This window comes from Pseudomonas peli (genome assembly GCF_900099645.1).
Taxonomy (GTDB): domain Bacteria; phylum Pseudomonadota; class Gammaproteobacteria; order Pseudomonadales; family Pseudomonadaceae; genus Aquipseudomonas; species Aquipseudomonas peli.
This window is the reverse complement of record NZ_FMTL01000005.1, coordinates 21719-33949: the sequence shown is the minus strand read 5'-3', so window position 1 is coordinate 33949 and position 12231 is coordinate 21719. Positions and strand designations below refer to the sequence as shown.

Annotated in this window: 12 protein-coding genes; 8 read left to right on the top strand and 4 right to left on the bottom strand. The window is 58.7% G+C overall.

Annotated features, from left to right (window positions below; translation table 11 throughout):
- Positions 1-250 precede the first annotated feature (250 nt).
- From BLO50_RS18945 to nudC, 7 genes are all read left to right on the top strand, one after another.
- Complete coding sequence (locus BLO50_RS18945) at positions 251-1012, top strand: class I SAM-dependent methyltransferase (RefSeq protein WP_090255850.1); 762 nt, start codon at positions 251-253, stop codon at positions 1010-1012.
- 37 nt (positions 1013-1049) lie between these two features.
- A complete protein-coding gene (gene rnhA / locus BLO50_RS18940; RefSeq protein ID WP_090255849.1) occupies positions 1050-1502 on the top strand; it encodes a ribonuclease HI in 453 nt (150 codons plus the stop codon).
- The gene (gene dnaQ / locus BLO50_RS18935) at positions 1495-2238 is read left to right on the top strand and encodes a DNA polymerase III subunit epsilon (RefSeq protein ID WP_090255848.1); all 744 of its coding nucleotides are present in this window, start codon (positions 1495-1497) and stop codon (positions 2236-2238) included. Before rnhA ends, dnaQ begins: the two co-directional genes overlap by 8 nt.
- Before the next feature lie 128 nt (positions 2239-2366).
- The gene (locus BLO50_RS18930) at positions 2367-4625 is read left to right on the top strand and encodes an Orn/Lys/Arg family decarboxylase (RefSeq protein WP_090255847.1); all 2259 of its coding nucleotides are present in this window, start codon (positions 2367-2369) and stop codon (positions 4623-4625) included.
- Between the two features lie 237 nt (positions 4626-4862).
- Positions 4863-5675, top strand: coding sequence for a crotonase/enoyl-CoA hydratase family protein (locus BLO50_RS18925; RefSeq protein WP_090255933.1), 813 nt, complete (start codon positions 4863-4865; stop codon positions 5673-5675).
- Positions 5676-5725: 50 nt separating this feature from the next.
- Positions 5726-7405: a FimL-related protein gene (locus BLO50_RS18920; RefSeq protein ID WP_090255846.1), complete on the top strand. Its 1680-nt coding sequence runs from the start codon at positions 5726-5728 to the stop codon at positions 7403-7405.
- Between the two features lie 2 nt (positions 7406-7407).
- A complete protein-coding gene (nudC, locus tag BLO50_RS18915; RefSeq protein WP_090255845.1) occupies positions 7408-8235 on the top strand; it encodes an NAD(+) diphosphatase in 828 nt (275 codons plus the stop codon).
- Here the strand turns inward: nudC and BLO50_RS18910 are convergent.
- A complete protein-coding gene (locus tag BLO50_RS18910; RefSeq protein WP_090255844.1) occupies positions 8203-8988 on the bottom strand; it encodes a TSUP family transporter in 786 nt (261 codons plus the stop codon). The genes nudC and BLO50_RS18910 overlap by 33 nt on opposite strands.
- 102 nt (positions 8989-9090) lie before the next feature.
- Here BLO50_RS18910 and BLO50_RS18905 point away from each other — a divergent pair, with 102 nt between their 5' ends.
- Entirely contained in the window at positions 9091-9738 is a 648-nt protein-coding gene (locus BLO50_RS18905) for a hypothetical protein (RefSeq protein WP_090255843.1), read from the top strand.
- 55 nt (positions 9739-9793) lie between these two features.
- Here BLO50_RS18905 and BLO50_RS18900 read toward each other — a convergent pair whose 3' ends face one another.
- The 3 genes from BLO50_RS18900 to BLO50_RS18890 all read right to left on the bottom strand — a co-directional run bounded on the left by BLO50_RS18900 (position 9794) and on the right by BLO50_RS18890 (position 12186).
- Positions 9794-10561, bottom strand: coding sequence for an SDR family oxidoreductase (locus BLO50_RS18900; RefSeq protein ID WP_090255842.1), 768 nt, complete (start codon positions 10559-10561; stop codon positions 9794-9796).
- Between the two features lie 37 nt (positions 10562-10598).
- Positions 10599-11666 carry a phosphotransferase family protein gene (locus BLO50_RS18895; RefSeq protein ID WP_090255841.1) on the bottom strand — a complete coding sequence of 356 codons (1068 nt, stop codon included), beginning with the start codon at positions 11664-11666 and terminating at the stop codon, positions 10599-10601.
- Positions 11667-11874: 208 nt separating this feature from the next.
- Positions 11875-12186, bottom strand: a complete 312-nt coding sequence (locus BLO50_RS18890; protein ID WP_090255840.1) for an SCP2 sterol-binding domain-containing protein — start codon at positions 12184-12186, stop codon at positions 11875-11877.
- Positions 12187-12231 lie beyond the last annotated feature (45 nt).

The following is a 12231-nucleotide window of genomic DNA, read 5'->3' as shown; positions in this document are numbered from 1 at the left end:
GTCGGTCGCTAAGCAGGGTACAAAAGTGCATCTTAGGCGGCAATAGCGGTGCTGGCTATGCAGTACGATCTGCTGCGCGTCGGCCCTGCTGCGTTAAAACAGGCTCGGATGCGAGCCCAGTCGGAATGCTCATGTAAAAAAGTACACTCCGTTTCCTCGCCTGTTCTTGCCTTGCAGGACTCTAGCTCGCGAGGTCGTGAATAGACTCTAAGCTCCAGCTCGGTCGTGAATAATACGGGAGTAGCCCCTTATGTCCGATCACCCTTTTGCCCATGCAGACAGTGAATGGCTTGACCTAATTGCCTCAGCGCGCACTTGGCTGAGTGGCCCACTCGGGCAGTTGCTGCTGGAGCAGGAGCGGCAATTGCTGGAGGAAGAGCTGGCGCGCTTCTTTGGCGGTTACCTGGTGCATTACGGCCCAGCCGCCGAAACGCCGCCGGATGCTCAGCAGATTCAGCGCAGTGTGCGCCTGGGCGCGCCGTTCAAGGGCGTGGAAATTGTTTGTGAGGAGCAATCCTGGCCGCTCACCGAGCATGCTGCCGATGTGGTGGTGGTACAGCACGGCCTGGATTTCAGCCTGTCACCCCACGGTTTGCTCCGTGAGGCGGCGCGCAGCGTACGCCCAGGCGGTCATCTGCTGATCGTGGGTATCAACCCGATGAGCACCTGGGGTATGCGTCATTTCATAACACGCGATGCCTTGCGCCATGCGCGCTGTATCGCGCCCAGTCGGGTCAGTGACTGGTTGCACCTGTTGGGTTTCGCGCTGGAGAAACGCCGCTTCGGGTGCTATCGTCCGCCGCTTTCTTCGCCGGCCTGGCAGGCGCGGTTGGCGGGGCTGGAGCGTTTAGGCGCAGCATGGCAGCCACCCGGTGGCGGTTTTTACGTGCTGGTGGCCCGTAAGCTGGTCGTGGGGCTGCGGCCATTGCGCCAACCTAACCGGCAGCCGGTAGGTAAATTGCTGCCGATGCCCGTGGCCAAAGTCAGCCGCCGCGAAACACCACAGAAATAGCACCGGCCGGACTAATTGAGCGAGAGATTGCAGATACATGAGTGAACAGGTCGAGATCTACACCGACGGCGCCTGCAAAGGTAATCCTGGCGTGGGTGGCTGGGGAGCGTTATTGATTTGCAAGGGTGTAGAGAAGGAGCTGTGGGGCGGTGAGCCCAATACCACCAATAACCGCATGGAATTGATGGCGGCGATCTGCGCCTTGATCGCGCTGACGCGGCCCTGCTCGGTGCGCCTGGTGACTGACTCGCAGTATGTGATGAAAGGCATCCAGGAGTGGATGCCGAACTGGAAGAAGCGTGGCTGGAAGACCGCCGCCAAGGAACCAGTGAAAAACGCCGACCTTTGGCAGGCGCTGGACGAACAGGTCAATCGGCATAACGTTACCTGGCAGTGGGTGCGCGGTCATACCGGCCATCCGGGTAACGAGAAGGCCGATCAACTGGCCAACCGCGGTGTGGATGAAGTGAGGGCAAAGAAGCATGCGTAGCGTCGTACTCGATACCGAAACCACCGGTATGCCGGTGGCCGATGGTCACCGGATCATCGAAATCGGCTGTGTTGAACTGATCGGCCGGCGTCTGACCGGTCGGCATTTCCATGTTTATCTGCAGCCTGATCGCGAAATCGACGAAGGCGCGATTGCGGTGCACGGCATCACCAACGACTTTGTCAAAGACAAGCCGCGCTTCAAGGAAGTCGCCGATGAGTTCTTCGAATTCATCAAGGGCGCGCAGCTGATCATTCACAACGCGGCGTTCGACGTTGGCTTTATCAACAACGAATTCGCCCTGATCAAGCAGGACGACCGCGCCGATATCAGCGAGCACTGCTCGATCCTGGACACCCTGATGATGGCCCGCGAGCGCCATCCAGGGCAGCGCAACAACCTCGATGCGCTGTGCAAACGCTATGGCGTCGACAACTCTGGTCGTGATCTGCACGGCGCTTTGCTCGACGCCGAGATTCTGGCTGACGTCTACCTGACCATGACTGGTGGACAGACCAATCTGTCCCTGGCTGGCGATGGCTCGGAAGGCGACAGCAATGGCCGTCAGCAGCCCAGTGCGATCCGCCGTCTGCCTGCTGAGCGTGCACGTACGCGGGTGATCCAGGCCAGCGCTGCAGAGCTCGCCGAGCACGCGGCGCGTCTGGCGATCATCGAAAAATCTGTAGGTGCGCCGCCGCTCTGGGTGCAAATGGAGCAGCCCAAGGCTGAGGTATAAGAACGTCGCGAGTTATCCACTCGCGACCTTTTCGTACAGCGTCACGCAGAGGGGGTTCCGCCTGGCGGAGCCAGCCTCTACCCTGAGGCGATAGGCAGGCTCAGCCTGTCACACTCAGGGACGCCACAATGTATAAAGACCTCAAGTTCCCCGTCCTGATCGTGCACCGTGACATCAAGGCCGATACTGTGGCCGGTGACCGGGTGCGCGCCATCGCCCAAGAACTGGAGCAGGACGGCTTCAGCATTCTGTCTACCGCCAGCTCCGCCGAGGGGCGCATCGTCGCTTCCACGCACCACGGCCTGGCCTGCATCCTGGTCGCGGCCGAAGGTGCGGGTGAAAACAAGAACCTGCTGCAGGACATGGTTGAGCTGATCCGCATCGCCCGCCGTCGTGCGCCACAGTTGCCGATTTTTGCCCTCGGTGAGCAAGTGACCATCGAGAATGCGCCGGCTGAGGCCATGGTCGATCTCAATCAGTTGCGCGGCATCCTCTATCTGTTTGAAGACACCGTGCCGTTCCTGGCCCGCCAGGTGGCCCGCGCGGCGCGCAATTATCTGGATTGCCTGTTGCCGCCATTCTTCAAGGCGCTGGTGCAGCACACGGCGCAGTCCAACTATTCCTGGCACACACCTGGCCATGGCGGTGGTGTGGCCTATCGCAAAAGCCCGGTGGGGCAGGCGTTTCACCAGTTCTTCGGCGAAAACACCCTGCGTTCCGACCTCTCGGTGTCGGTGCCTGAGTTGGGTTCGTTGCTCGATCACACCGGCCCGCTCGCCGAAGCTGAAGCCCGCGCGGCGCGTAACTTTGGCGCCGATCACACCTATTTCGTGATCAACGGCACCTCGACGGCAAACAAGATCGTCTGGCACAGCATGGTCGGTCGGGATGACCTGGTGCTGGTGGATCGCAACTGCCATAAGTCGATCCTGCATTCGATCATCATGACCGGTGCGATCCCGTTGTACCTGTGCCCAGAACGCAACGAGCTGGGCATCATCGGGCCGATTCCGCTGAGCGAATTCAGCCGTGAATCGATCCAGGCGAAGATCGATGCCAGCCCACTGGCACGCGGTCGTGTGCCGAGCAGCAGCGGGGCGATGGTCAAGCTGGTGGTGGTGACCAACTCGACCTACGACGGCCTTTGCTACAACGCAGAATTGATCAAGCAGACCCTGGGCAACAGCGTTGAAGTGCTGCATTTCGACGAGGCCTGGTATGCCTATGCGGCATTTCATGAGTTCTATGCCGGGCGTTACGGCATGGGCACCGCGCGCACCGAGAATGCGCCGCTGGTGTTTACCACCCACTCTACGCATAAGCTGCTGGCGGCTTTCAGCCAGGCCTCGATGATTCATGTGCAGGATGGCGGTGTGCGCCAATTGGATCGGGATCGCTTCAACGAAGCCTTTATGATGCACATCTCCACCTCGCCGCAGTACGGCATCATCGCCTCGCTGGATGTGGCTTCGGCGATGATGGAAGGCCCGGCAGGGCGCTCGCTGATTCAGGAAACCTTCGATGAAGCCCTGAGTTTCCGCCGCGCCCTGGCCAACCTGAGGCAGAACCTAAGCGTTGATGATTGGTGGTTTAGCATCTGGCAGCCAGCCAAGGCCGAAGGCACCGATGATGTGGTGACTCAGGATTGGCTGCTGCAACCGCAAGCCGACTGGCACGGTTTTGGTGAGGTGGCTGAAGACTATGTGCTGCTTGACCCGATCAAAGTCACGTTGGTCACGCCTGGACTGACCGCCGACGGCAAACTGGACGAGCGGGGCATTCCGGCTGCCGTGGTCAGTAAGTTCCTCTGGGAACGTGGCTTGGTGGTGGAGAAGACCGGTCTGTATTCCTTCCTGGTGCTGTTCTCGATGGGCATTACCAAAGGCAAGTGGAGCACGCTGCTGACCGAGTTGCTGGAGTTCAAGCGCAGCTATGACGCCAACTTGCCGTTAAGCGATGTATTGCCGTCTATCGCCCAGGCTGGCAAGGCGTTTTATCAGGACATGGGGCTGCGTGACCTGTGTGATGCGCTGCATGCCTGCTACCGCGAAAACGCCACGGCCAAGGCACTCAAACGTATGTACACGGTGCTGCCGGAAGTGGCGATCAAACCGGCCGATGCCTACAACCAGCTGGTACGCGGCGAAGTCGAGGCGGTGCCAATTGAGCTGCTGGAGGGGCGGATTGCTGCGGTGATGCTGGTGCCCTATCCGCCAGGTATTCCGCTGATCATGCCAGGCGAGCGTTTTACTGCGCAGACGCGTTCGATCATTGATTACTTGGCCTTTGCCCGTACCTTTGACCGCAGCTTCCCTGGTTTCGATGCCGATGTGCACGGCCTGCAGCGTGAGAATGGCGTCTACACCGTGGACTGCATCAAGGCCTGATCCTGCTCTGGCCTGTACCTTTGCCCGGCGGCACCAGCGATATGCGCTGGTTTGCCGCCAGTCTTTCTCAGTAGATCAAGCGCTTATCGCCGATAAGTAAAAATTGAGCTTAACTTTGATGACGTGGCCTGCGTCACAGTGGCCAGCATCGACATTTGTCGGTTGGTTGTTATAGTTGCTCGATTTTTACCCTAATAAGATTCTACGCGCTCCGCGCCCTTGCTGAGGATGACTGCCGTGTCCGACTACAAAGCCTTTAATGTCGAGTTGGCAGATAAGGTCGCCCACGTGGTGATTAACCGCCCAGAAAAAGTCAACGCGATGAATGCGGACTTCTGGCGCGAGATTATCGAGATCTTCCGCTGGATTGATGACACCGATGAGGTGCGTGCGGTGGTGATCTCCGGCGCGGGCAAACATTTCTCCTCCGGCATTGACCTGATGATGCTCGCGTCGATTGGCAGCCAGCTGGGCTCGGATGTCGGTCGCAATGCCGAAAAGCTGCGGCGCAAGATTCTTGAACTGCAAGCCTCGTTCAACGCTGTAGACAATTGTCGTAAGCCGGTACTTGCAGCCATTCAAGGCTACTGCCTGGGCGGTGCGATTGATCTGATTTCGGCCTGTGACATGCGTTACTCAACGGTCGATGCGCAGTTCTCGATCAAGGAAATCGACATTGGCATGGCCGCCGACGTGGGTACCTTGCAGCGTCTGCCGCGCATCATTGGTGATGGCATGATGCGCGAGCTGGCCTTTACCGGCCGCACCATCGAGGGTGAGGAGGCGCGCAGCATTGGCCTGGTCAATCGTACCTATGCCGATGTCGATGCTTTGCTTGATGGCGTGATGGGTATTGCCCGTGAGATAGCCAGCAAGTCGCCGGTTGCCATCCGTGGTACCAAGGAAATGATTCGCTACATGCGCGATCACCGCGTCGATGATGGCCTGGAATATATCGCCACCTGGAACGCCGCGATGCTGCAATCGGCCGATCTGCGGGTGGCCATGGCCGCTCATATGAGCAAACAGAAACCGGAGTTTGCCGACTGATGTTGCCCTTCCACCTGTCTTTTTTCCTAACGCGGGAGGCGCAATAGCTCATGGTTTCTGGAGCCACGTCGCTTAATCTGGTGCGCGATGAGTTGTTCGCCACCATGGAAGAGGCCGAGTCGAGCCTCGAACACTTTATTGCCGACCGTCACAACGGCAGTCTGTTGCAACAGGCCGTGGAAAACCTGCATCAGGTACGCGGTACGCTGAACCTGATTGAGCTGGCAGGTGCCGAGTTACTGGCTCAGGAAGTGCTGGATCAGGCCACTGATATTCCCGCCGGTGCCGGCGAAGAGCGCGATGCGCAGCTTTCCGCCCTGAGCAACGCATTGCATGTGCTGCGCCGTTATCTGGAAAACGTTGAAGCCCACCGTCAAGAAATGCCGGAGCTGTTGCTGCCAGCGATCAATGATCTCCGTCAGGCCGGCGGTCAGTCCGCCTTGCCAGAAAGCTTTTTCTTTAGCGTGCGCCTCGACCACGCCCGCCCGCGCACTTCGCCGCCCTCAGTTGATGGCGCTGCCCGTGAGAGCGAAGCGCGTCGTTTACGCCACATGTATCAAGTGGGGCTGCTGGGCTTTATTCGTGAGCAGAACCCGCAAGCCAGTCTCAAATTGATGGGGCGTGCACTGAGTCGTCTCGATAGCTTGTTTGCCAACGAGCCGCGCGGTCGCCTGTGCTGGGTCGGTGCTGCGGCTGTTGAGGCGCAGGTCGACGGTCAGCTGCTGGCGCGCAAGTCGCGTAAACAGCTGTTTTCGCGAATTGACCGTGAGCTCAAGCAACTCTTCGTCAATGGGCAATACGAAGCGCCTCGAGGGTTACTCAAAGAATTGCTCTACTTGGTGGCCCTGGCCGACAGTCGTGGGCCGCAAGCGACCGCCCTCAGTGAAGTATTCGGTTTGACGCCGTTACCCTTTACCGATCACCTGCTGGAAGAGGAATACCAGCGCCTGGCAGGTCCCGGGCAGGCCGTAATGCGCTCGCTGAGTTCGGCGATCCGTGAGGAGCTCAACAGCGTCAAGGATATGCTTGACCTGATCGAGCGCGGCACCCTGCAAAGTGACAGTCTCAATAGCTTGCATGCCCTGCTGGGTAAGCTGAGTAAGACCTTGGGTATGGTTGGCCTCAGTTCGGCTGGCAACTCTCTAAACGCTCAACTGCAGACTGTCGCCAGTTGGAGTGAGGAGAGTGCGCCGCAAGCGCAGGAGCTGCATAAATTGGCCGATGCGGTGCTGTACGTCGAAGGCATGGTTGCCAGTCTGGATCGCGGCGAGCGCCGTGAAGTAAGACCCACGCAGGCTCAGCCTGGTGAAGAAGCTGACTCCTTTGCCCTGCACCAGCTCAATGAGGCCCGTATTGTGGTGGTCGACGAGGCCCAAGCCGGGCTGGCTCTGGCCAAGCGGGCAATTACCGCCTACCTCGAATCGGGCGGCGAGCGCATGCATCTGTCGAATGTTCCGTTCAGTTTGCAAGCCGTTCGTGGTGGGCTGTGGTTCCTCGGTCAGGAACGCGCCGCCCAGTTGGTCGGTGCGTGCGCCGATTACATTCAACAGCATATGTTTGACGCGCCGCACATGCCGTCCGAGCAGATGTTGGAAACCCTCGCCGATGCCCTTAGCAGCCTTGAGTACTACCTCGAAGCCGGGGCGGTGATGCGTCCGGAAACCCAGCCCAGCGTGCTTGATCTCGCGGCAGAAAGCGTGCGTGCCCTGGGCATGCCGCTGGAGGTGTGAGCATGCTCCGCTGGCAACCTACACTGCTTGACAGCCAGCAACCTGGTGGTTGGGCAGTTGTGCACTGCAAACAGCATTTTCTAGCAGACAGCAACGGGGTGCTTTTTCCCCGTGAGTGGTTGAAAAAGCAAGATTTACTGATCATCGCAGAGCATGGCTTAGGCCACTTTGATGGCGATGCTGTTTATCTGCTGGAGTTGAGTCAGCCATTCGACGTGCCGGGCTGCGCTTGGCAGAGCCTTCGCCAATTTATGCTGCAAGGCGATGCCGATACCTTCAAGTTGCTCAGCTACGCCACCCAGATTGGCACTTGGGCCAGTCAGCATCGTTTCTGTGGCAGCTGCGGTGGATCGATGCAACATATGCCGGGCGAACGCGCGATGCACTGCGTACGCTGTGAGCTGCATCATTACCCGCGGCTTTCACCCAGCATGATTGTGCTGGTTACTCGCGGCGATGAGGTTCTGCTGGCGCGCTCGCCGCGCTTTGTGTCCGGGGTTTACAGCACTCTGGCAGGCTTCGTGGAGGCGGGGGAGTCGGTCGAGCATTGCGTAGCCCGTGAAGTGCGCGAAGAGGTCGGGGTCGAGATCAAGAACCTGCAGTACCTGGGTAGCCAGGGTTGGCCGTTTCCGCATTCGCTGATGCTGGGCTTCCATGCTGAATACGCCAGTGGCGATATCGTCATGCAGGTCGATGAAATCGAGGATGCGCAGTGGTTCAGTGTGCATGACCTGCCACCACTGCCGGCTTCGCGTTCGATTGCCCGTTATCTGATCGACGTCTATGTAGCGCGTCGTCTAGGCCAGCCCGAACCAGTGCTGCCAGGCTAAGCGCACGGTCAACGCCAAGACCACCAGGATAAATACCGGGCGTATAAACTTCGATCCGCCCTTGATCGCGGTGCGTGCCCCTAGAAACGCACCGACCATCAACGCCAACCCCATGCAGATACCCAGCAGCCAGGCCACTTGTCCGCTGATGATAAACACGGTCAGAGCGCAGATATTGCTGACGAAGTTCATGCTGCGCGCCACGCCGCTGGCCTTGACCAGGTCGAGCGGATAGAGCAGCAGGCTACTGACCGTCCAGAAAGCGCCCGTACCAGGGCCTGCAACCCCATCATAGAAACCCAGGCTGAGGCTTTGTGGCCACTGCCGACCTTTGGCAATCGGCGCTTCGGCAAGCAGCGGCGCATCCGGTGTTTTGCCAAACAGCAGGTACAGGCCGCAGCCAAATACCACGGCGGGTAGCAGCTGGTTCAACCACTCCGACGGCAGCCATTGCGCCATCGCGGCTCCGAGAAGCGCGCCGACGGCCGTGCCAATCAACGCGTTGCGCCATTGGCCGGGGTCAAACAATTTGCGCCGGTAGAAGGTGTAGCTTGCAGCAGCCGAGCCAAAGGTCGAACTGAGTTTGTTGGTGCCCAGAGCAAGGTGCGGCGGTAGGCCGGCCGTGAGCAGCGCTGGGATGGTCAGCAGACCGCCACCGCCGGCAATTGCATCGATAAAGCCAGCAATAAACGCGACCATGGCGAGAATTGCCAGTGTGCTTAGATCAACGCTGAGTTCAAACGGGAAAGCCATTTAAAAACACGTCCTGTGTCTAATTGTGGTGTTCTCTGGCTGTTCTATAGCCAGGTAGCTGCGCATAATGCCGGCAATCTCACGCATAAGGAATGCACGGCAATGCAATACGGCGGACTGGCATGGGCAACGGCATTGCTAGGGTTATTGGCGGCGTTTGTTGCGGCGCGCATCCTGTTCAATCGTCACTGGTTTCTCGGTTGGTTGCGTGGCACCTGCGGCCTGGCATTTCTCGCCTTGGCGGCGCTGATTGGTCTGTTGGCCAACGATTTGCGCAGCTACGCAGCAATTCCTGAAGGTAAGCCGCTGGCGACGTTGAGCTTCAAGGCTGACGGCCCGCTGTATCGCGTCAGTGTGCTGGAGGGCGGTCGTGAGCGCACACTGACCATGGAGGGCGACCTCTGGCAGCTTGATGCGCGATTTCTGCAGTGGAAGGGGCTGGCCGAGTTGATTGGTTTGCAGCCAGGTTATCGCCTGGAAAAGCTCTCGGGGCGTTTTCTTTCCATCGAACAGCAGAGCCTGGCGCAGCATACCCGTGTCGAGCTGGCGCACAGTCCGTATGGCATCGATCTTTGGCGCTGGCTGCGGTTGGGTCAGCATGATCTGTTTATCTTCGACCCACAGGCGCGCCGGGTAACGTACCTGCCGCTTGCCGATGAGGCGGTGTACAGCATCAACCTGACGCCTGCTGGCTTGCTCGCTGAGCCAATGAATCCGGCCGCCAAGCAGGCGCTAAAGGACTGGCAGTAAATTCCAGGCTGCAAAAAAGGGACCCGAGGGTCCCTTTTTTATTGGATTGGCTATCTCAGGAGAGGAAGCCGCCATCCACATTCAATGCCACGCCGGTGGTGTAGCTGGAGGCATCGCTGGCTAGGTACAGCACGGTGCCAGCCATTTCACTCGGATCAGCCACACGCTTGAGCGGGATGCGCTGCAAGGCGACTTTGAGGATGGCATCGTTCTTGGTCAGCGCTGAGGCGAACTTGGTGTCAGTCAGGCCTGGCAGCAGGGCGTTGCAACGAATGCCGAACTGCGCGCATTCCTTGGCGAAGACCTTGGTCATGCTGATGACGGCAGCTTTGGTGACCGAGTAAATACCTTGGAATTCACCCGGCGAGACGCCGTTGATCGAGGCCACGTTGATGATGCTGCCACCACCGTTGGCCTTCATCAGTTTGCCGCCCTCGATGGACATGAAGTAGTAACCACGAATGTTCACATCAACGGTCTTCTGGAACGCGCCCAAGTCGGTGTCGAGCACGTTGCAGAACTGCGGGTTGGTGGCGGCGTTGTTGACCAGTACGTCGAGACGGCCGAATTGCTCTTTGATCTGCGCGAAGACGTTGCTGATTTGCTCCATCTCGCCAATGTGGCAGGCAATTGCCGTGGCCTTACCGCCGTCTGCGATGATGGCATCCGCGACTTTTTGGCAGTCGTCGATCTTGCGGCTCGAAACGATGACGTGAGCGCCTTGTTGGGCCAGCAGTTTGGCAATGGCCTCGCCGATACCACGGCTGGCGCCGGAAACGAAAGCGATCTTGCCGTCGAGGTCGAACAGATGGGTCTTGGACATGGGCTTTTCCTTTCTTATGAGAGGCCTGTTCGGCCGTTTACAGCTGCGATTTATTGATGACCTGCAGGCTCATCTGCTCCAGCAGCTTGTTCATGTGAATGAACTGCGCGAAGCGTTTGTCCTGAGTCTGGCCATGGAAGTAGCGGTAGTAGATCTGCTGCACGATGCCGGCCAGGCGGAACAAGCCGTAGGTGTAGTAGAAGTCGATGCTCTTGATCTCGATACCTGAGCGCTCAGCGTAGTAGTCGGCGAACTGCTGGCGAGTCAGCATGCCAGGGGCGTTGCTCGGCTGGCGGCGCATCATCTGAATTGGCGCCGAGTCGCCTGCTTCGATCCAGTAGGCGAGGGTATTGCCCAGATCCATCAGCGGATCGCCGATGGTGGTCAGCTCCCAGTCCAGTACGCCGATAATTTGGCTTGGGTTCTGCGGGCTGAGGATGACGTTATCGAAGCGGTAGTCGTTATGCACGATACCGGGCTTGTGGTGGTCGGCTGGCATCTTGTCCTTGAGCCAGGCTTTGACCGGTTCCCACAACGGTGCGTCGGGGGTCAGCGCCTTGTCGTAGCGATCACTCCAGCCGCCGATCTGCCGCTGCACATAGCCCTCAGGCTTACCCAGGTCACCCAGGCCGCAGGCTTGATAGTCGACGTTGTGCAGTTCGACCATCTTGTCGATAAAGCTCTTGCACAGCTCGCGGGTCTGCTCGGGGCTGAAGTTCAGCTCCGCTGGCATCTCCGAACGCAGGATGATGCCGTTGACCCGTTCCATGACATAGAACTCGGCACCGATCACCGACTCGTCGGTGCAGTGCACGTAGGCTTTCGGGCAGTAAGGAAAACCGGCGTTGAGCTGATTGAGGATGCGGTACTCGCGGCCCATGTCGTGAGCCGATTTGGCTTTGTGGCCGAAGGGCGGACGACGCAGTACAAATTCCTGGTTGGGGTATTCGAGCAGATAGGTCAAGTTCGAGGCGCCGCCAGGAAACTGGCTGATGCGCGGCTCGCCCGCCAAGCCAGGGATATGCGCCTTGAGGTACTGGTCGATGACCGCGGCGTCGAGTTCTTCGCCTTCGCGGATTCGGGTGGACTGGTCAGTAAGCGCCATGTTTATCCCTTCTGCTTATGATGGGTGCCTAAGATAATTAGCTAATCTAATGCTGCAGCCTGTAGCTCACAAGGAATACCCGCCGTTATAGGCGGGCGTGTTGCTGCTTAATCAAGCTGCCTGATTGGCCATTTAAGTCTGGTTTCTAGCCATAAAAAAACCGGAGTCAATGACTCCGGTTTTTGGTGCAGCGCAGAAGCGTTACCGCTTAAACCGGGAACAGCTCGCCCAGCTTCATGGCCAGCATCATGTCGCCTTCGGCGCGCAGTTTGCCGGACATGAACGCTTGCATACCGTCGGTTTCGCCGCTGGTGATGCCTTTCAGGGTCTCGGTGTCCATGATCAGGGTCACGTTGGCGTTGGCGTTGTCGCCTTTCTCAACGGCGCAGGTGCCGTCCTTGACGATCAGCGCGTAGTTCTCGCCGTCTTCGATGTTGAATTGAAACACCAGGTCCAGGCCTGCAGCGGCACCGGCGTTGAATTTGGACTGCATGGTATTGACGATGTCTGCAACGCTCATGGTTTCTTCCTTTTTCTCAGGTTTTTCTAGCGCCCGTGATGGGTG

What these genes read in the sequence shown, in the direction of transcription:
- BLO50_RS18945 (WP_090255850.1), top strand. Translation starts at nt 251, where the DNA reads ATGTCCGATCACCCTTTTGCCCATGCAGACAGTGAATGGCTTGACCTA.
- rnhA (WP_090255849.1), top strand. Translation starts at nt 1,050, where the DNA reads ATGAGTGAACAGGTCGAGATCTACACCGACGGCGCCTGCAAAGGTAAT.
- dnaQ (WP_090255848.1), top strand. Translation starts at nt 1,495, where the DNA reads ATGCGTAGCGTCGTACTCGATACCGAAACCACCGGTATGCCGGTGGCC.
- BLO50_RS18930 (WP_090255847.1), top strand. Translation starts at nt 2,367, where the DNA reads ATGTATAAAGACCTCAAGTTCCCCGTCCTGATCGTGCACCGTGACATC.
- BLO50_RS18920 (WP_090255846.1), top strand. Translation starts at nt 5,726, where the DNA reads ATGGTTTCTGGAGCCACGTCGCTTAATCTGGTGCGCGATGAGTTGTTC.
- nudC (WP_090255845.1), top strand. Translation starts at nt 7,408, where the DNA reads ATGCTCCGCTGGCAACCTACACTGCTTGACAGCCAGCAACCTGGTGGT.
- BLO50_RS18910 (WP_090255844.1), bottom strand. Translation starts at nt 8,988, where the DNA reads ATGGCTTTCCCGTTTGAACTCAGCGTTGATCTAAGCACACTGGCAATT.
- BLO50_RS18905 (WP_090255843.1), top strand. Translation starts at nt 9,091, where the DNA reads ATGCAATACGGCGGACTGGCATGGGCAACGGCATTGCTAGGGTTATTG.
- BLO50_RS18900 (WP_090255842.1), bottom strand. Translation starts at nt 10,561, where the DNA reads ATGTCCAAGACCCATCTGTTCGACCTCGACGGCAAGATCGCTTTCGTT.
- BLO50_RS18895 (WP_090255841.1), bottom strand. Translation starts at nt 11,666, where the DNA reads ATGGCGCTTACTGACCAGTCCACCCGAATCCGCGAAGGCGAAGAACTC.
- BLO50_RS18890 (WP_090255840.1), bottom strand. Translation starts at nt 12,186, where the DNA reads ATGAGCGTTGCAGACATCGTCAATACCATGCAGTCCAAATTCAACGCC.